Annotated in this window: 18 protein-coding genes; 5 read left to right on the top strand and 13 right to left on the bottom strand. The window is 34.2% G+C overall.

Translation table 11 applies throughout. The features are described 5' to 3' along the window. Positions 1-84: 84 nt before the first annotated feature. From NH26_RS16405 to NH26_RS25620, 10 genes are all read right to left on the bottom strand, one after another. Positions 85-2,289: a cation:dicarboxylate symporter family transporter gene (locus NH26_RS16405; RefSeq protein WP_044219591.1), complete on the bottom strand. Its 2,205-nt coding sequence runs from the start codon at positions 2,287-2,289 to the stop codon at positions 85-87. 118 nt (positions 2,290-2,407) lie between these two features. Further along, the gene (locus NH26_RS16400; RefSeq protein ID WP_044219588.1) at positions 2,408-3,652 is read right to left on the bottom strand and encodes a dicarboxylate/amino acid:cation symporter; all 1,245 of its coding nucleotides are present in this window, start codon (positions 3,650-3,652) and stop codon (positions 2,408-2,410) included. A 257-nt stretch (positions 3,653-3,909) separates the two neighbouring features. After that, on the bottom strand, positions 3,910-4,320 hold the full coding sequence (locus tag NH26_RS16395; protein ID WP_044219586.1) for a hypothetical protein: 411 nt from the start codon (positions 4,318-4,320) through the stop codon (positions 3,910-3,912). A gap of 82 nt (positions 4,321-4,402) precedes the next feature. Beyond that, on the bottom strand, positions 4,403-5,017 hold the full coding sequence (locus NH26_RS16390; protein WP_044219584.1) for an ABC transporter ATP-binding protein: 615 nt from the start codon (positions 5,015-5,017) through the stop codon (positions 4,403-4,405). A gap of 60 nt (positions 5,018-5,077) precedes the next feature. Next, positions 5,078-5,872, bottom strand: coding sequence for an acyl-ACP--UDP-N-acetylglucosamine O-acyltransferase (gene lpxA, locus NH26_RS16385; protein WP_044219582.1), 795 nt, complete (start codon positions 5,870-5,872; stop codon positions 5,078-5,080). Positions 5,873-5,962: 90 nt separating this feature from the next. Continuing rightward, positions 5,963-7,363, bottom strand: coding sequence for a bifunctional UDP-3-O-[3-hydroxymyristoyl] N-acetylglucosamine deacetylase/3-hydroxyacyl-ACP dehydratase (locus NH26_RS16380; protein WP_044219578.1), 1,401 nt, complete (start codon positions 7,361-7,363; stop codon positions 5,963-5,965). 79 nt (positions 7,364-7,442) lie between these two features. Next, positions 7,443-8,486, bottom strand: coding sequence for a UDP-3-O-(3-hydroxymyristoyl)glucosamine N-acyltransferase (gene lpxD, locus NH26_RS16375; protein WP_317040991.1), 1,044 nt, complete (start codon positions 8,484-8,486; stop codon positions 7,443-7,445). An 80-nt stretch (positions 8,487-8,566) separates the two neighbouring features. Beyond that, positions 8,567-9,781 carry an HD domain-containing protein gene (locus NH26_RS16370; protein ID WP_044219575.1) on the bottom strand — a complete coding sequence of 405 codons (1,215 nt, stop codon included), beginning with the start codon at positions 9,779-9,781 and terminating at the stop codon, positions 8,567-8,569. 6 nt (positions 9,782-9,787) lie between these two features. Further along, the gene (locus NH26_RS16365; RefSeq protein WP_044219574.1) at positions 9,788-11,533 is read right to left on the bottom strand and encodes an OmpP1/FadL family transporter; all 1,746 of its coding nucleotides are present in this window, start codon (positions 11,531-11,533) and stop codon (positions 9,788-9,790) included. 118 nt (positions 11,534-11,651) lie between these two features. Next, positions 11,652-12,665, bottom strand: a complete 1,014-nt coding sequence (locus NH26_RS25620; RefSeq protein ID WP_052431826.1) for a hypothetical protein — start codon at positions 12,663-12,665, stop codon at positions 11,652-11,654. A gap of 196 nt (positions 12,666-12,861) precedes the next feature. On the opposite strand from NH26_RS25620, the gene proS reads away from it, so the two are divergent. From proS to NH26_RS16345, 3 genes are all read left to right on the top strand, one after another. Continuing rightward, positions 12,862-14,337 carry a proline--tRNA ligase gene (gene proS / locus NH26_RS16355; protein WP_044219570.1) on the top strand — a complete coding sequence of 492 codons (1,476 nt, stop codon included), beginning with the start codon at positions 12,862-12,864 and terminating at the stop codon, positions 14,335-14,337. 163 nt (positions 14,338-14,500) lie between these two features. Then, positions 14,501-15,133: a NeuD/PglB/VioB family sugar acetyltransferase gene (locus tag NH26_RS16350; protein WP_044219567.1), complete on the top strand. Its 633-nt coding sequence runs from the start codon at positions 14,501-14,503 to the stop codon at positions 15,131-15,133. Positions 15,134-15,316: 183 nt separating this feature from the next. Further along, on the top strand, positions 15,317-16,288 hold the full coding sequence (locus tag NH26_RS16345) for a radical SAM protein (protein WP_044219564.1): 972 nt from the start codon (positions 15,317-15,319) through the stop codon (positions 16,286-16,288). Here NH26_RS16345 and NH26_RS16340 read toward each other — a convergent pair. The 3 genes from NH26_RS16340 to serS form a co-directional block, all read right to left on the bottom strand. Beyond that, a complete protein-coding gene (locus NH26_RS16340) occupies positions 16,285-17,523 on the bottom strand; it encodes an acyloxyacyl hydrolase (protein WP_044219560.1) in 1,239 nt (412 codons plus the stop codon). The genes NH26_RS16345 and NH26_RS16340 overlap by 4 nt on opposite strands. A gap of 121 nt (positions 17,524-17,644) precedes the next feature. After that, on the bottom strand, positions 17,645-17,902 hold the full coding sequence (rpsT, locus tag NH26_RS16335; protein WP_044219558.1) for a 30S ribosomal protein S20: 258 nt from the start codon (positions 17,900-17,902) through the stop codon (positions 17,645-17,647). Positions 17,903-18,041: 139 nt separating this feature from the next. Beyond that, complete coding sequence (serS, locus tag NH26_RS16330) at positions 18,042-19,316, bottom strand: serine--tRNA ligase (protein WP_044219555.1); 1,275 nt, start codon at positions 19,314-19,316, stop codon at positions 18,042-18,044. Between the two features lie 102 nt (positions 19,317-19,418). Here serS and NH26_RS16325 point away from each other — a divergent pair, with 102 nt between their 5' ends. Further along, positions 19,419-20,222 carry a sulfite exporter TauE/SafE family protein gene (locus tag NH26_RS16325; RefSeq protein ID WP_044219553.1) on the top strand — a complete coding sequence of 268 codons (804 nt, stop codon included), beginning with the start codon at positions 19,419-19,421 and terminating at the stop codon, positions 20,220-20,222. 11 nt (positions 20,223-20,233) lie between these two features. Next, positions 20,234-20,644 carry a hypothetical protein gene (locus NH26_RS16320; protein WP_158021954.1) on the top strand — a complete coding sequence of 137 codons (411 nt, stop codon included), beginning with the start codon at positions 20,234-20,236 and terminating at the stop codon, positions 20,642-20,644. The last annotated feature ends 82 nt before the right edge of the window (positions 20,645-20,726 follow it).

Here is a 20,726-nt window from a genome sequence, read left to right as displayed (position 1 = left end):
TGGTGATATAGTTTGTATCAATAAGTGTTATTGAGATTAAAAAATCTGTCCTAATATAAGAAAATTATTATAGATTTTTTAATATCAATCCACCCAATGCAATACATCTTTTAGAACACTCCAATGTTCTTTTTTTCTAAACTGATCATCTCCTAATATCCAATAATCATAAAAACGTTGAATGGTTCCGTCTCTTTTATTTACTTCAATCCAATTCGAAACAAAACTTGTCATAGCTTCATCATTATTACCAATAGGGTAAGCCAATGGCAAGGTGATTTTATATGGTAAAGGATTGGCTATTTGATATTCAGGATGTAATAATGTTAATGCTGCACCTCTTTCTGCACTTGTTAATAAACCATCCAAATGAGGTACTGTTGAAGAATCGTTATTAAAATATTGTGCCACTGAATCTAAACGAACACCTTTTCCGTTAGGAAAGTATTTTAAGAATTTCTGAGCAACATCTTTTCTTTCAAAATAACCAATAGTAAAGGAATCTAGAGCTGCTGTACTTTCAAATTCTTTAAAATAATCTGATTGATCATTGACAACTAAAGCCATCGTCACGTCTAAATATGGATTAGAAAATGATAACTCTGCAGAATATTGAGTAGACATAAATATATCTGACATCACTATATCAAAATGATCATTCCCTAGTTCTTCTGGCATATTTCCTACGGTGATAGGTACAAACTCTAATTCGACTTCTAATGCAGAACCTAATTCATGAGCCATATCAATACCGAAACCTACTAACTCGCCTTCTGCATTAAAATAACTGAAGGGAATTTCATCTTCATAAAAGCCTACTCTAATCTTTCCTCTTCTTTTCACTCTATCTAATACTGATTCATTTTCTAATAAAGAATCTGGATTAGGTGTTGATTTATCAATCACCGTAAAAGGTACTAATTGATGAATCAGAGTCATGTTGGCAATTACTTTATCATTTTGATAAGCATCCTTTAAAGAGTAGCCTAAAAATATACGTAGTGGGATTAATGTCACTACAAAAAGTCCTACAGTTGTTGCTAATCCAAAAAGTATCTTCCTCTTCTTTACTTTAAAGAAACCGTATGTAGAAGATAAAGTGAGTATCGTTAAAGCTATTAAATGCATAGCACCTAAAACTACCCTTACTCTATCAGTAAATACTGTTGAAACCACAAAAAGTTGGAACATATCTTTTGGTATCTTCAAAAGATCCAACATAAAAGGAATACCTGTAACCGGGGCAACAAAACTACTCAGCAAAGTAGCTCCTAAAAACATTGGATAATCTCCTATTGATATTCCACTACCTATAAACCATGATGCAAAAGGTACAAATATGAAAATACATAGTGTTCCTAAATTTGGAAATGGATAGGCTAAAGGCATTAAAATATCAGTACCTGCTTTGTTTTCTTCAGAGTCTAAATTATATGCTTCGAACAACTCTTTGATGTCTTCGATCAATTGAGGTAGCACAACTATAATTTTTCCTGTAGCGAAAATAGTTATTAATGTGGCCTTGGTATACTTAAAAATATCTTTGTACTTAAAAGGTGTGCAAGCAGAGATAAACATTGGCAACACCCAGAAGCATACTATTATTACTGCAACTAGATAAGTTAATAGGTAGGCCTGCATTTTCCCTAACTCATCTAACGTCATTGTTCCAGCTGTACTAGCAGCTATAGCAAAAACACCTGCAGGAGTTAGTTTAACCACCAATTTATTCACTTGGTTCAATGCTTTATTAAATGCATCCAAGCTATGTAATAACATATCCTTGTCTTTTCCATTGATCTGCATAACCCCAATACCTACCAGAATACTAAAAAGTACAACCGCAGGAACCTTGCTAGACGATAATGAGAAAAATGGATTAGAAGGAATATACAATTCTAAAAAATCAATAGTGGGAGGAGGAGCAACAAAACTTGTACTAAAAAAGTTAGCCGATTTCCATTCAGGAAATGCTAAGGGTAAAAACATGACTACCGTTAACCCAATAGCAAGCAGAATTGATAAAAACTTTATTCCTTGAATAATTAACTTTCTACCGTCATCAAGAGATAATCTCCCTATGTTTACTATCAAAGAGAAGACGATATAAGGAAGAACAGTCATCTGAAGAAGTCCTATAAAAGCATCACCTAAAATAGCTAAATGTTTACAGTATTCTCCAAAGAATAATCCCGTTGCAATACCAGTAAATAATCCAATTAATATTTTTGAGGAAAGCGTCATTGGCTTCTTATCCCCATTATCTATCTGATTGTTTGATGTTGACATATATTGAGTAAGTAGAAAAGTTATTTCTCTAATTTAGTAGATTGGATTGATATTTTTTTTAAAACAATAAAAAAGGTAAAGCAATTTATAATATCACTTTACCTTTTTCTTTCTAACATTATGCTAATTGAGTTTCTTGATCAGTTGGTTCATTCTCTACTTTATCAATGTTGTCCATAATCACTGCACACGAAGCATCTCCTGTTATATTCACAGCAGTTCTAAACATATCAAATATTCTATCCACCCCAAAAATCAAAGGTAAGGCCTCTACAGGAATATTTACAGCCATCAAAACTGCTACAGATAATAAAGTTGGTCCAGGAACACCTGCAGTTCCAACAGCTCCTAATACAGAAACAATTGCAATAGCAACATAATCACTTAAACCTAGCTCTAAACCATATAATTGTGCAAAGAAGATAGCAACCATAGGATTAAATACTGCATTCCCTGCCATATTCACTGTTGCGCCTAAAGGTAAAACAAAGGAAGAAATTGACTTTTTCACTCCCATATTTTCACAGGCTTTATAATTTAATGGTAAAGTAGCTAATGAAGACGCTGATGAAACTGCAAATACTTGTGGAGTCATCATTTCTTTAAAAAATTTCTTTGCCGAAACTTTTGAAAAACTATGAACTAATGCACCAAAAACTGGATAAGTAACTATTAATAATGCTACCATATAAAGTATAAATAATTGGCCAATACTCGATAGAACATCAAAACCAAAAGTACCTACTGCATCTGCCATTAAAGCTAAAACTCCGAATGGTGCAATCCACATTACTTTAATAATCATCCAAGTAAGTACATCGTTTACTCCGTCGATAAATGTGCTTACCATTTTTCTTTTTTCATCAGGTAATTTACCAACACCTACACCAAAAAATAAGGCAAATATAATAATCTGTAATATCGCACCCTGACTTAATGATAGGAATGGATTAGAAGGTATTGCACCTAAGATTGTGTCCCAAAAACCTGCAACATTACCCTTTGCTTCTAAACTATTGTCTAGTAAACCTTCTGCTAAATGAGAAATATCTAACCCTGCACCAGGTTCAAAAATCATAGGAAATAAGATTCCAAAAAATACCGCAATGAACGAAGTTACTCCGAAATAGATAAAAGTTAATGAGCCTATTTTCCCTGCATTTTTTGACTGTCCCAAAGCTTGTGCTCCCATAATTATAGAGAAGAACACTAATGGAACAACTAACATGGATAATAATTTGATAAAGACTTGTCCTATTGGGGCAATAATAGAGATATCCTCACCAAATACTGCTCCTAATATAGCACCTAAGATCATGGCTATTAAAATGGCAATACCAAGATCTATTTTGAAGAATTTCATAGATATAGTTTATATGTAGTTGATATGAGGCACAAAGTTAAGGTATTAAAAATCAAATAAAATTTGATCATACTGTTTTTGGCTATTGACTTTCTTGAATTATGTTAATATCAATTTAAAAGGTAAATATCATTGTGTTCATAGAATGTCTCCTTCTATCATCCTTAAAAAAATAATAGACAAAAAAAACCCCATCACGAATACGTAATAGGGTCTTATTTCAATAAGGTCTTTCCTTACAATCAAAAACTTGATTATTATTGCTTCTTGAATGTGTAAGTATAGTTTCTTTCAGTACCTTTTGTTCTTGAAGTAGACGATGTTTCAGTTTTCACTAAAGTAACATTGTCTGCGTTAGTTGATGAACTAACAGAACCTTCAGTCCAAAGAGCATTGAAAGCTGTGTAATCGTAGTCTTTATCTTCCAAAGCTGGAACTAAAGTTTCTCCACCAACACCCGATACTGTAACTTTGTCAGAGTGTAACACCATTGTTACCGTTACGCTTGGAGCTGTTTCACCATCAGGATAAGTAATGCTTGTAGTTGCGTATGTAGTAGATGTTGGAGCTGGATCGCTACCGCCATCATCACCACCACAGCTAGAAACTGTTACCATTAAACCAATTAGCGAAAGAACTAATAATGCGTTTTTCCAAATGTTTTTCATTACAAAAGTTTTTTTAAGTTTTAGAATGTAATAGAGACAATTGAAATAAGGAGACCGACTGTTACAAATATAATAATTCAATTTAGATTTTATAACTTTCAATAGATATTATTTCACTACACATCTCATATTCATACTTTTGATTACTACAGATAATCAATATTTTATTTTCCTTTATAGTCTCTAACCAATTTTGATACCATTCAATATTTTTAGCATCTAAATTTGATGTAGGCTCATCTAAAAGTAAAATTTTCGCCTTTGTAAAGAATGCTAACGCTAACTTTAACTTCTGTTTCATTCCTGATGAAAAGTCCTGAATCTGCTTATTTTTGGCTTTTTCGAATCCTAGAATATTTATAATTTCATTTTTTGATTTTATTCCTTTTTTCAAAGAAAAATGAAAATCTAGATGTTCTTCTAAAGTAAATTCTTCAATTAATTCGGTATATGGACCCGCCAATGCTATTTCTTTCCAAACATCTTCTACGTTAATAACTTTTTTATTATCATAATAACTGACTTTACCTTTTGAAGGATCACTGATTCCAGCTAATAGTTTTACAAAAGTTGATTTACCACTACCGTTTCCACCGGTTATAGCGTAAGAGGCACCGCTTTCAAAAGTATAATTGATATTTTTGAAAATCCATTCTCTAGCAAAACGCTTTCCTAATTCTTTTACTTCAATATTCATTTTTAAAAAATAAAACCATCTTCTCTATTGAAAAGATGGTTTAAATATTTCTTTTTGAAATTAATATCCTTTTATAATTCCTCTTTCAGAGTCTTTCAAGAAACCTAATATTGCATCTCTTTCCTCAGAAGGGACAAATTCCTCTTCCATAGTTCTAGTTGCTTCAGCAATAGTAAATCCTCTAGTATATATTAAACGATACATTTCATGAATCTCTTGTAACGATTCACTCTCATATCCTCTTCTTCTTAATCCTACAGAATTAATACCGCAGTAACTTAAAGGTTCTCTTGCTGCTTTTACAAATGGAGGCACATCTTTTCTTACCAAAGATCCACCAGCAATAAATGCATGCGATCCAATTTTTACAAACTGATGCACAGCGGCAGTACCTGCAATAATTACATGGTCTGCAATTTCTACGTGACCTGCAATCTGAGTAGAATTAGATAAAATACAATTATCTCCCATAATTACATCATGGGCAATATGAACGTAGGCCATCAACATACAATTGCTTCCTACAACAGTTTTCATTTTATCAGTAGTACCTCTACTTACAGTCACACATTCTCTTAAAGTAGTATTATCACCAATATAAGTAAGTGTTTGTTCTCCTTTAAATTTCAAGTCCTGAGGAATACCAGAAATACAAGCACCCGGAAAAACTTTTACATTTTTACCAATACGTGCTCCGTCCATAATTACTGCATTTGGACCAATCCATGTTCCTTCACCAATTTCAACATCTCCCTGAATAGTGGCAAAAGGATCTACAGTCACACCCTCTGCAATTTTTGCATCTGGATGGATATTGGTCATCGGATATTTCTCAGCGTAAGGATTCTTTGACATCATTTCAAACTAGATGAGTGACTCCATCAATATAAATTGAAGGAAGGATGGGTAAATCATTAATACAATTTACTCATCCTTTTAATATTTTTAAGCGTTATTATCTTTTTTAACCAGGGAAGCTGTCATAATAGCTTCAGTAACTAGTTTATCACCAACAAAAGCCTGACCTTTCATCTTAGCAATTCCTCTCCTAATAGGCATAAGGAGTTCACATTTTATGACCAAAGTATCACCTGGAACAACCATCTTTCTAAATTTACATTCTTCTACACCTACAAAGTAAGTCCAGTAATTAGAAGGATTATCTACAGAGTTTAACACCAAGATTCCTCCTGTTTGTCCCATGGCTTCAATTTGAAGAACACCAGGCATAACAGGGTTACTTGGGAAGTGTCCCATAAAGAATTCCTCATTGATTGTTACATTTTTCACACCAATTACATATTTATCTGTAATTTCTGTGATCTTATCAACCAATCTAAATGGGTATCTATGAGGAAGTAATTCTTCAATTTGATTGATATCATAAACAGCTTGTTGTTGAGGGTCGAACGTAGGAACATTCTTACGTGCCGATTTCAACATCAGACTCTTTAATTTTCTTGCAAAAGCAACATTAGCGGCATGTCCAGGACGAGCTGCTAAAATTTGTCCTTTAATAGGTCTACCTACTAAAGCTAAATCACCAACCATATCAAGTAATTTATGACGAGCAGGTTCATTAGGGTGACGAAGTTCTACATTATTTAAAATACCTTCTTCAGCAACTTCTACTGATGGCAATTCAAATAATTCAGCTAATTCGTCTAATGTTTCTTGATTAACCACTTGATCAACAACAACGATCGCATTATTGAAGTTACCACCTTTAATTAGGTTGGCTTTTCTTAATGCTTCTACTTCATGTAAAAAGCAGAATGTTCTTGATGAAGCAATTTCTGAAGCGAAATCTTCAATATTATTTAAAGCAGCATGTTGAGATCCTAATACCGGAGAATTATAATCTACCATTACTGTTAAACGATAATCATTTAATGGTAATGCTGCAATTTCTACTTTTCTATCATCCTCTTTGTAGAAAACACCTTCTGGAACTTCGAAGAAATTACGCAACATAGATTGCTCTTCAATACCTACTTCCATTAACGCTTCTACAAATTTAATAGAGCTACCTTCCATAATTGGTGGTTCAGGACCATCAATTTGAATAAGTACGTTATCTATTTGTAAACCTACTAAGGCCGCTAATACGTGTTCAACAGTATTTACTCTTGCACCATCTTGTTCGATAGTAGTACCTCTCGATACATCTACTACATTATCTACATCACAATCTACAATTGGCTGACCTTCGATGTCAACTCTTTGAAATTTGTAACCATGATTTTCCTCTGCAGGTAAAAATACCATTTTACTAATGGCTCCTGTGTGAATACCAACGCCTTCAACGGTCACTGGTGCTTTAATTGTATGCTGTTTTGTATACATCATTCAATAGGTTTAGCAAATAAATTGCTTAACTACTTGGTTTATTTCTAATTAATTCGTCGGTAATAAAATTACCTGACTACAAACTTAATACTTTTTTTTCAAGATCTCTTACAATTCTTTGTAACTCAGGTAGCTTCCTGTAAACTGCAAAAGATTTTAGGTGCTCTATAGAAGGAATTGCTGGAGAACCCATTATTCTTGTTCCCGGTTTTTCCAACCCTTGTGCAAGTCCTGATTGGGCTGCAACCATAGTTCTATCGGCTATTTTAATATGACCCGATACACCTACTTGTCCACCAATCATACAATTTTCACCAATTTCACTAGATCCAGATACACCTGTTTGTGAGGCAATCACAGTATTTGCTCCTACCACCACATTATGAGCAATTTGAATTAAATTATCCAATTTCACTCCTTTTTTCAATATTGTAGACCCCATTGTTGCTCTATCCACTACGGTATTCGCTCCAACATCTACATTATCTTCTAATATAACATTACCTATTTGAGGTATTGTTTTGTATGTACCATCTTTTTGAGGTGCAAATCCAAATCCATCAGATCCTATGACTGCTCCAGCTTGTAAAGTACAATTATTTCCTAATTTAGATCCATGACAAATCTTTACGCCTGCATATAAAACACAGTTGTCTCCAATTTCTACACCTTCACCAATAAATACTTGAGGATGAATTTTGACATTCTTACCAATCTTCACACCTCTTGAGATATAAGTAAAAGCACCTACATAAGCAGTCGCTTTATCCATATCAACAGATTCATCTATAAAAGCAGGTTGTTCAATTCCTACTTTTGCTAGACTCAACATTCTTTGATATTCTGTAAGTAGATCTGTGAATCCCGCATAAGCATCTTCCACAACAATCATTGCACATGGCACTTCTTGTTTTGGTTCAAATGATTTACTAACAATAACCGCACTAACTTTAGTAGAATAAATGAATTCTTCATATTTCATATTGGCTAAAAAAGAGATAGCTCCTTGTTCTCCTTCTTGAATTTTAGCAATCGTTGAAACTTTAGCATTAGCATCTCCTCCGACTACTTCACCTTGAAGTAACATTGCTATCTGTTGTACGGTTATTTCCAATTTCATAATGCGGTCTTCCCTCTTATTTAATTATAAGAATTTAATTATTTTTTGATATTCATTCGACCAACGAACAAAAAATCACGCTAAGATACAACTTTGGGTTGGCATAGATAGAATTTTGTAACAATTTTAGTTAATGCTTCTATGTTTGATAGATCAGAAGCATTAGAAATATCCAATATCCCTCCATCCTTCATCTTTACTTTAATATTCTGCTTATCAGAAGTATAAGCTGCATTAGTTACTTTTCCATGCATACTCAAGTAAGCAATTTCTTCCTCAGAAAAATTTTTCTCACGTAAAGATTTATTTACAGATTTTATTTTTTGAACGTTGATTTCTTCACTGCTAAGCTCGCATTCAAAGATTTTTCTATTTAATATGCCATCAACAAGAACTTCTAAAACTCTATCTCCACTATTTCTCCAAGCCTTTATTGCTGTCCATATATTAAAGTCATCTAACTGTAAATAATGATCTAATATTTTAGGATCACTCTCAAAATTTTCTTTTGAAATTGAATGCTCAAGAAAAAATCTCAAATCAGGATCACATTCTAACGGATGACCTTTTTCTAATAAGTACTTAGCCCTTTTGATTAGACTTTGTAACATCAACTCTGCCGCTAAACCTGTTCGATGAAGATACACTTGCCAGTACATCATTCGACGAGCATTCAAAAATCTATCAATACTATAAATGCCCTTTTCTAAGATGACAATTTCATCTTGATGAACATCCAACATTTTTATGATTCGACTTGCTCCAACACTCCCTTCAATAACTCCTGAAAAAAAACAATCTCTTTGAAGATAATCTAAACGGTCCATATCTAACTGACTAGAGACCATTTGATGGAAAAACTGTCTTGGGTATTCACCTGTAAACATCTTAATAGCCATATTCAATTTTCCGTCCATTTCAGCGTTTAACTGATGCATCAAGAATAATGATAAATCTTCATGATGAACATTTAGAAGTATTTTTTCTAATGCGTGGGAAAAAGGACCATGTCCAATATCATGTAAAAGAATAGCAATCATTGCTGCTTCTTTTTCCTCTTCCGATACTTTTGTTCCTTTTCTAGTCAATGACTCAATGGCTGATTTCATCAAATGCATTGCACCTAGTGCATGACTAAACCGGGTATGCTGTGCTCCGGGGTATACTACACTAGAACACCCCATCTGTCTAATACGTGTTAGCCTTAGAAAAATAGGATGATTTACAAGCTCTAAGATAAATTCTGATCCAATAGATACAAATCCATAAATTGGGTCATTGATAATTTTATACATAGTATGTTAAAAGCGTTTTCCGATACTAAATATTACTTCTGTGCGACTACTTTGAATGTCAGTAATTGGGTAAATTAATACTGTGTTACCACTTTCATCAACAAAGTTTGCATCTAACTGATAAGGACTATGTAAACTTTTCCATTGAGAATATATTACTGCCATATCCATATAAAATGCTTTATTTCTGTAACCTAGGCCTCCAGAATAGAATTGTCTACTCTTATCGACTCCTAAGTTATATTCTTCCTTCTGAGGATCTTGGTAATAAGCGTATCCTGCGCGAAGGTTAAATTGTTTACTGATTCGATATTCACCACCTAAACGAATGTTGAAGGTATTTCTATATTCTGCATTTAGTATTTCATTATCACCTTGGGTTTCTGTAGGAAAACCTTCGTATGCCCCTCCATAAAAGGTCTCCATCTTAGTGATTTTCATAGCAGAATTACCTACATACTCTACATCTACCGTCAAGAACCCCTTTTTACCAAAAATAGTAGAAAGTCCACCAGAAGCTTTCCAAGGAGTATTCATATTGTATGTTGTTCTTATGGTCTCATGTGATGCTGATTTTCTACCATTATACTTCGTATCTTCATTCTGTGCATTTGGGTTATATAAGTTTGCTCCTTCAGGATTATAAACATAAGAAGGTTCATCGCCTGCGAAATGTTTATTTTGATACTCAGCATCATTCCAAATATAATTATCATAATCTCTAGTCATATTGGCAGAATAATTATCAGTCATACTATGCCATGTTGGAGATGTTATTGTTGCTCCCAATCGAATAGCATCAATTGGCCTCCAAATCATACCTGCTTGAAGATTAATTCCCCACCCTGTAGTTCTAAAATCTTCATTTAGTCCCAAATATGTTAAATCACCATCTCTCTCTTCTACATAAGATGATGTTTTATGATAATTAGTATGAACAACACCTAATTTACCTCCAATATAAAATTTATCGTCATAATTTGCTCCGTAGGCAAAACTTGTCTCATACTGCCCACCTTTGGTTTCTTGAACCTGCATTCTTTTAGAAATAGGAGTTGATGTGAACCCATTTTTATCTCTATCTAGAATATAATAGTAATTATAGCTATCAGGATCATCACCATAAACAGGTTTAATTAAATCGAGGTAATAAGCCATTTCATCCAAAGCTAAAAAAGGATACCCTTGTGCATAATAATTTTTAGCTTCATCCATATATTTTTTTTCTATACCAAATGCGGCTTCCTCTAAATAATTTAGCATAGAAGTCTTATTTGAGCCATCTTCGGTATATGATATATTTTGATTATAATCTGCCAGTCTATTAAAAGATATAGAGAATGCTCCTCCTCTCCATCCACCGCCAGTTCCATTATTACTCGATTTAGAGTTCGCCCATACTATACCAAATTCTGGTAAGAAGAACTTTGAAGTATTCCCAGTACCTGTTGTTCCTGTTCCGCTAGCTTCTGCTCCAGTAAAACCCATTCCTGCAGAGAAATGATATTCAGATTTTCGCATGAAACCTAGACCTGCTGGGTTAAGCACTGCATGAGAGAAGTCTCCACCTAAAGATACTCCTGCACCACCAAGTCCTCTCACTCTTGCGGTTCCTGTGGGGTTTTGTTGTGAAAAATTAACCACATCTTTAAAATAGCCACTTGCTGGAACCGTTTGTCCGTTAGTACCTACCGATACTAAAAAAAATATCGTTAAGATGAATAATTTCCTCCCTGTTAAGTTATTTATCATAAGTATTTTTGATAATTATTTAGAATAATAAAGATAGGAGATAGTAGTTTTAGAGAGTAAATTTAAAAAAAGGATGCTTCGGGTAGAAACATCCTTATTGATATATATTAGTTTGATATTATCTTCTTCTGATTGATCTACCTGCGGAACCTGAACTTCTGCCAGCTCCAAACGATGGTGATGCTCTAAATGAAGATCCACCAGAATTATACGAAGGTCTTCCAAATGAATTGTTATTAAATGGATCAGAACTTCTAGTGTTATTATATCTTGAACTCTTTGATGGAGTACTTGTTCTTGTTCCTGATGAAGCTGTAGAAGGTGTTCTATATCTTGATGGATATTTTAAACCTTTATTTGCTTGAGCAACAGAACGATTTCTCACACTATTTGCATACGCTCTTTGTTCTGGTGATTGAGGTCTTTGATAAACAGGTCTATAACCCCATCCCATGCCAGGGTAGCCATATCCAGGGTAACCGTAACCATACATTGGATCATTCCATCCCATGCCTGGGTAGCCCATGCCATAACCAGGGTAACCCATACCCCATCCCATGCCAGGATAGCCCATACCGTAACCAGGGTAACCCATACCCCATCCCATACCAGGATAGCCCATGCCATAACCAGGGTACATTCCCATACCCATGCCCATGCCAATACCTAATCCTAATTGAAAGGCTGAATTATTCCCAAATCCAATCCCAATACTTGTACCTGTACCATATGTACCGGCACTCATACCAACACTTACTGATGGATTCGAAAAGAATCCTCCACTACCTGAGGTTTGACCTGCCTGTTCAGCAATACTCATACCTTGAGTTGCCTCCATATAAGCATTACCTTCTGTTGGAATTGATGAAGGAATCACTCCTTCTTCAGTTACATAATAATTATATCCATATCCAGATCCTGCTCCATCAGGATTTGAAAATCTACTTTGAGGGTTTTCTCTTTCCGGTGTAGCAGGAAAACTATGCATTCCCATATCTACCGGAATGGCAGCTGGCTTTGCACTTAATACCTCTCTATCCGCTTTAGTGAAATACATATCATCGAATTCTTGTGCTTGAGCTGAAGTAATGATAAATAAAGTACTAAGAGCGGTGCTAATCCATTTATTCATAATAAACGTAGTTACATCGGTTTTTAATCTAAATGAGGTCAAAAAATTATTATATTTGCAAACCTCTTATTCGAAGCATCATTAGGTTGCGTTTAGCTTCATTACAAATATAACAATTTTAAGCTAACAATCCCTAACTTTATGCTTTCAAGAGGATTAAGAAAGGTTATAACAATTTACAGATAATAAATTTATCATGGCAAAAGGCTTACCGAAGAGAAGCGATGATTACTCGGCGTGGTACAACGAGTTAGTAAAAAAAGCAGATTTAGCAGAAAATTCAGCTGTTAGAGGTTGTATGGTTATCAAACCTTACGGCTATGCAATCTGGGAAAAAATGCAACAAACATTGGACAAAATGTTCAAAGATACTGGACATTCTAATGCTTATTTCCCTTTACTTATTCCTAAATCATACCTTAGCAAAGAGGCTGATCACGTGGATGGTTTTGCCAAAGAGTGTGCTGTAGTTACTCACTACCGTTTAAAAAATGCTGATGATGGTTCTGGCGTTGTTGTAGATCCTGAAGCTAAATTAGATGAAGAACTAATTGTTCGTCCTACATCTGAAACTGTGATTTGGAGTACTTACAAAAACTGGATTCAATCTTACAGAGACCTTCCATTATTAGTAAACCAATGGGCTAACGTAATGCGTTGGGAAATGCGTACTCGTCTTTTCTTGAGAACTTCTGAGTTCTTATGGCAAGAAGGTCATACTGCTCACGCTACAAAATCTGAAGCAGTTGCTGAAACAAAACAAATGTTAGAAGTGTATGCTGATTTTGCTGAAAACTTCATGGGTGTTCCTGTTGTAAAAGGTGTAAAAACTGCCAACGAACGTTTTGCTGGTGCTGTTGATACTTTTTGTATTGAGGCTATGATGCAAGATGGTAAGGCATTACAAGCAGGTACTTCTCACTTTTTAGGTCAAAACTTCGCCAAAGCATTTGATGTAAAATTCTCAGATAAAGACAATAAATTAGAGCACGTATGGGGTACATCTTGGGGTGTTTCAACTCGTTTAATGGGTGCTTTAATTATGGCTCACTCTGATGACGAAGGTTTAGTACTTCCTCCAAAATTAGCTCCTATTCAAGTTGTTATTGTACCTATTTATAAAGGTCAAGAACAATTAGATGCTATTACTGAGAAAGTAAAACCAATTCAGAAAACACTCCAAAACTTAGGTATCTCTGTTAAATTTGATGATAGAGACTCTTTACGTCCAGGTTTCAAATTTGCAGACTGGGAATTGAAAGGTGTTCCTGTTCGTGTTGCAATGGGACAGAGAGATTTAGAGAATGGTACTGTTGAAATTGCTCGCCGTGATACAAAAGAGAAGAATACTTACCAATTAGACGGTGTTGTTGAAACTATTCAGCAATTACTTGAAGATATTCAAGCGAACATCTTCAATAAAGCTTTAGATTACAGAGAAAGCCATATCACAAAAGCAGAATCATTTGATGAGTTTAAAGACCTTTTAGAAAACAAAGGTGGATTCATTGCTGCTCACTGGGATGGCACAACAGAAACAGAAGAAAAAATTAAAGAATTAACTAAAGCTACAATTCGTTGTATTCCTTTAGATAACGAACAAGAAGATGGTAAATGTATCCTTACAGGAAACCCTTCTTCTCAACGTGTGCTTTTTGCTAAAGCATATTAATTCTCGTTTTATAAATGATATAAATGAGGCTGTTTCCTACAAGTGATTCAGCCTCATTCTTATTAACCTGAGTTCAATCTCAGGTTTTTATTTTAAATAAGAACATGTTTTAGTGTATATTGAAATCAATATATTCTTTAAGCGATTATCCTTAAATTAAAATATGGAATTAAATCCAGTTATCATTATTGGTGCTAGTGGCTTAGGAAAAGCTGCTTTAGACATCTTTAAAAGCCAAGGCATAATGGTCTATTGTTTCTTGGATGCCAATGAAGAACTTCATGGTGCTGAAATAAGCGAAGTTACTGTGATGGGAGCTCCAAACAACGATTTCCTGAAACATATTGGTAAAAAATGCGACGCTTTTGTGGCTATTGAAGAGTTAGATACACGTCAAAGTGTGATTAAAGTAGTCAAAGAACGCCGCAAAGTGATGCCTATAAATGCTATTCATAAAGATTCAAGTATCGCTGAATCTGCATTTATTGGTTACGGTAACTTTTTGAATGCTGGAGCAAGAATTGGCTCTGATGTTAAAATGGCCGATCATTGTATCGTACACTCTAACGCCGTTTTAGAACATGATGTCCAAATGGACGAAATGGTTACTGTAGGTTCTGGTGCTATTATTGGTGCGGGAGCACAAATAGGCAGAGGAGCTCATATTGGGTCAGGGGCTATTATTGCTCCTAATGTTATTGTAGGCGAAGGATCGCAAATTGGTCCTGGTTCTTTAGTAATGATGGAAGTAAAACCTAATACAACTGTATTTGGCATGCCAGCAAAAGAAATATAGATAAGTAATAACTAATAGGTAGTAGGTAATCGTTTTTTTCAAGAGACTTTTATACCTACTACCTTTTTTATAAAAAGTAATTACTGTTTTTACCAAACTAATAATACATCAAACAACTAAGTAATTAGATAAATAACGAGCACCCCTCTCCCTATTACCTATTACTTAACCTATTCATTAACAATGCGTCTCATTTCCCACCCTGTACTTTGCAATTACTACGTTACCTACAGGTGTAATGCTAAATGTCATTTTTGTGATATATGGGAGAAACCATCACCTTATGTTTCTTTAGAAAATGCTGAAGCCAATTTTAAAGACCTCAAAAAACTAGGGGTAAAGGTTATTGATTTCACAGGAGGAGAACCCTTACTTCATCAACAACTACATCAGCTTTTATCTCTTGCTAAAAGTTATGGATTCATTACCACTGTCACTACAAATGCTCTATTATATCCCAAAAGAGCACATCAACTAAAAGGGTTAATTGATATGCTTCATTTTAGTTTAGACAGTTATGATAAAACTACTCACGATAAAGGAAGAGGTGTCGAGTGCTACGATAAAGTAATGGAATCTATCGAACTCGCTAAATCAATAGGCGAGAGACCTGATATACTTTTTACGGTTATGCCAGATAATCTAAGTGATATTGAAAAAGTATATCAAAATATATCTAAGCCAAATAATTTAGTACTACTGTTAAATCCAATATTTGAATACGATAATATTGGTGATCATCTACAAAAAAAAGAATTAGAGCAACTCAAACTTTGGGGTAAAAAGAAATATATTTTTCTCAATGATGCACTTATAGATCTTAGATTAGATGGAGGCAATAACATCAATCAACCTATTTGTAAAGCAGCAAGTAGCAGTATTGTAATCTCTCCAAAAAATGAATTGATATTACCCTGTTATCATCTAGGTAAAGACCATTTCCCGATAAATAATCAACTTTATACATTGTATACCTCAAAAAAAATTCAGGCAATCATTCCTAAAGAAGGACGATTACCTGAATGTAACGCTTGTACAATCAACTGCTATATGCAGCCATCGTTTAGCGTAAATATTAATAAGTATTTTTGGAAGTCCCTTTCTAGTACTATAAAATATAATTGGTGGAAAGGCACTTGGAAATCTCTATTTTAACCTCTTTCTTTTCCAAACATCCTGAAACCTACTCCCCACTCTACAAAGTCAGCTATAAAGCCTCCCGGCGTCTTTAAAGCTAAATGAGCAAAGACTTTACGAGTAACATCATAACGACCACCTACTCTTGCATACCAACCTCCTCGGCCTTCTACATTAATTAAAGGTACACCTACTTGTGTCACTAAAGTGAATCGATGAATCAATAATTCATGTGATACATGTATACCAGGGTACCACAGTCTACTCTCAGGTACACCATCTTTATACTCTGGTTTATTTTGATACTCCTCTACCAATGATCCGTCTCTAAATACATCTACACCAACTCCAAACTTACCTTTATGAGAATAATGTCTAGCAACATCAAAAGCAATTGTTGCAACACCATAATACAATTCTCTATTTTCTATATCATATGGAGAAGTACTCCAACCACCGGCAGCAAACACATAGTACTCATAGAATGGCTTAAACTCAGGTAATGTATGATCTATATATTTAGGTCTTGGGTCTTGACCCTTTGTCAGATGTCGCCCTCCTTTTTTAGGTACATAAGAATTAAAATTATACTTTAATCCCATATCTATACCATACAAATTAACTCCTTTATTTGGCGTTCTTGTTCTACCATTAGAAAAGTGGGTAAACATAAAACCTGCCGTAGCATCTAATCTTCTAGATAACTTAAATTCACTTTCTATAGCAACAGTAAAGTAAACATTAAAGTAACTACCAATAGCAGTTTGTTCAGGATTTTTGTTAGGATCATAACCAAAGAAATCATAAGCCAATCCAACGCCTAAATCATAATTAAGACTCCATTTATTATACCTTTTAAAAGGAGCATTAAAGAAACCATAAACAGCAGATGGACTACCTAAAATATTAGCTTCAGGAAAAAATGTAGCTTGATAAAGTCCAAAACCATAACTAGGATAACCCATCAATTTTTGCCATTTCTTTCTACCATAGCCTTTCCAACCAACTCTTAGTTCCATTGCACTAAAATAGTTGTTTTCTACTTCTTCGAGTCCGTCCACACCCGTAGAAAAGTGACCACCAAAATGAAACTTGGTCTGACCAAAAATATGTCTAGGGTAAGTCTTATTCGTATCTGTAGTATCTGCTTTTAAAAAATCTACAGTTTGCCCAAAAATTACTGATGAAAGTAAGATCAGTTTAAGCGAAAGTAAAAAATGCTTGAAATACATAATGAAAAAATGAGTTTTCATGTATAAAACTCTTTACACATGAAGATGATGAATTAGATTGATAGTACAAAAATGAAAAAAGCCAAGATTATTTCATAATCTTGGCTTGAATGTTTTTCAACGAAATCGTTGTGAGTCTAAATTAAGCAGCAAGTTTGTTTACGTGCTTAGCTAATTTAGATTTTTTATTAGCTGCGTTCTTGTTATGAATGATGTTACGCTTAGCTAACTTGTCAATCATAGAAGCAACTTTCTTGTACAACTCAAGCGCTTCACCGTGATCTTTAGTTTCACGTAAACGCTTTACAAATGTACGAGTAGTCTTAAGTTGATATCTATTTCTCAAGCGCTTCGCCTCATTCGAACGAATTCTTTTTTTAGCTGACTTATGATTTGCCATTATATATCTGTATTTAAAATTCTAGATTAAGTCTAAGAGGTGTTTTCACAAACCACTCCCAAACGGAATGCAAAAATATTATATTTAAATTTAAAATACAAGTGTGTGGTACGTTAACAACGATAAATATTACTATCTATCAGTCAATTATATCGAAACCAGTGTATTTTTGAAGTACTTTAGGTACTAAAATGCCTTTTTCTGTCTGATTATTTTCAAGAATTGCAGCTAAAACTCTTGGTAAAGCTAGTGCTGAACCATTTAAAGTATGCAATAGTTGAGTCTTCTTATGATTATCTCTGTATCTTAATTTCAAACGGTTTGCTTGATAATTTCCAAAGTTACTAATTGAAGAAACCTCTAACCATCTTTCTTGCGCTCCAGAGTATACTTCTAAGTCAAAACAAAGGTTAGCATTTACACTTAAATCACCACTACAAAGAAGTAATCTGCGGTAAGGAAGACCTAGTTTTTCCAATAACATCTCTACATGCTTCACCATTCTTTCATGAGCATTAGCAGATTCCGATGGCTTTTGTATTTCTACAATCTCCACCTTATCAAATTGATGCAATCTATTTAAACCTCTTACATGAGCTCCCCAAGACCCCGCTTCACGACGGAAACAAGGTGTATGCCCTGCCATTTTCTTTGGTAATTCATTTTCTTGTAATAAATCACCTCTATACATATTCGTAATCGGAACTTCTGCCGTTGGAATCATATAAAGTTTATCTGCTTCCATGAAGTACATCTGACCTTCTTTGTCAGGCAATTGTCCTGTACCATAACCAGAAGCTTCATTGATAACAATCGGAGGTTGGATTTCTAAATAACCTGCAGCAACCGCTTCGTCTAAGAAAAAGCTGACCAGAGCTCTTTGCATACGAGCTCCTTTACCTTTATAGAATGGAAAACCTGCCCCAGATACTTTATTTCCTAACTCAAAATCAATAATATCATATTGTTCTATGAGGTCCCAGTGTGGTTTTGAACCATCAGCCAGTTGAGGCTTTTCACCTTTCTCATACATCACTTCATTTTCCTCATCTGATTTACCCATAGGTACTGATGGATGTGGAATATTAGGGATGTGATATAATTTATTTTGTAGCTCTTCTTCGATTTCAGTTACCTTTGCACTTAGTTCCTTGGCTTTCTGCTTGTTTTCTGAAGCAGAGGCTTTTGCTTTTTCTGCTTCTTCTTTTTGGCCTGATTTCATCAGCATACCAATTTCTTTAGCAGATTTATTTGCTTCTGCCAAAGCATCATCTCTATCCTTTTGAGATTGACGTCTTTCGGCATCCATAGTTAGAATCTCTTCTACTATTTCTTCAGCATTTTCGATATATCTTTTCTGTAATCCTTGGATTACTTCTAGTTTATTTTCTGATATATATGAAACTAATAACATTTTTGGCTAATTTATTTGAATTTCAGCCACAAATATAGTTAACTTTTAGTAGGCTTACTCACTAAATATTTCTTAAATAAAGATTTATCCTAAAAACTATCCATGGATTACCATTCTTTAGACCCATTATTACTCATTGCCTACATTACTACTGGAATAATAGCCGGAATTGTAAACACTTTAGCGGGTGGAGGCTCACTTTTTACACTATCTCTATTAATGTTTATTGGAATGCCCGTCGGCTTAGCCAATGGCACGAATAGATTGGGCATTTTATTTCAAAATGTCACTGGTGCATATACTTTTAAGAAAAGTAACTTATTAGACATCTCATCTTCTATGAAGTATGTCATTCCTTCATTAGTTGGAGCAATAGTAGGTGCATTTACTGTTTCGGATATCGATGAAAAAACACTACAGTATATTATTGGCAGCTTAATGCTCTTAATGTTATATCCTATTTTAAATGAAAATAAAAATAGTGGAAACTTTCAAATAAGTGCATCGCAAAAACCTCAATATACTTTTTGGAGAGATAATATTATCTTTTTCTGTATTGGTTTTTATGGTGGGTTTATACAAGCAGGTATAGGCATTATGATTCTTGTAGGTGTTTCTAATTTAGGTAAAATGACGTTAATTAGAGCGAACGCTATTAAAATGCTCATTATTGCTGCTTACACTCTACCTGTTTTTCTTGTATTCATCTTTAAAGGGCAAGTTGCATGGGTTGCTGCTATATTATTAGCATTAGGTCAAGTGATAGGCACATGGTTTGCAGGTAAAATAGCATCGAAGTCAGACAAGGTCAATCAATTTATTAAATGGCTCCTTGTATCTATGGTATTGATTTCGATTATAAGAATGTTTGGAATACACACATGGTTAATAGAATATCTGACATAACGCTAAAAAAATTGCTTCTTTGCATTGGACTTTTCTTTCTTCTATGCATTCAGAACACATATGCCCAAAAAAGAACGGATCACACCAACCATCCTAAAGAGCATAATAAAGATGTCAAAAGCTATAAAAGCAATAAAAAGAAAAATAGAACAAAAAAAAGCAATAGTAATTCCTACCAACAAAGAGGCAACACTAAAAAACAAAGAGAAGCTGTAATACATCAAGATAAAAAAGGCTCAGGTAACAAGAAAAAGGCAAAAGCAACCCCTCAATCATCAAATAATTCTACTTACAAAATAGAAGGAAAAAGAAATTACCATACAGAATCCTCAGGAAAACATAACAAAAAAGTTAATAAGGAGCACAAACAGGATAGACAAAGAAAAGAAAAAGGCAAAAGCAACCCCTCAATCATCAAATAATTCTACTTACAAAATAGAAGGAAAAAGAAATTACCATACAGAATCCTCAGGAAAACATAACAAAAAAGTTAAAGCACAAACA

It is taken from the genome of Flammeovirga pacifica, from assembly GCF_000807855.2.
Taxonomy (GTDB): Bacteria; Bacteroidota; Bacteroidia; order Cytophagales; family Flammeovirgaceae; genus Flammeovirga; species Flammeovirga pacifica.
This window is presented reverse-complemented; position numbering and strand designations above follow the sequence as displayed.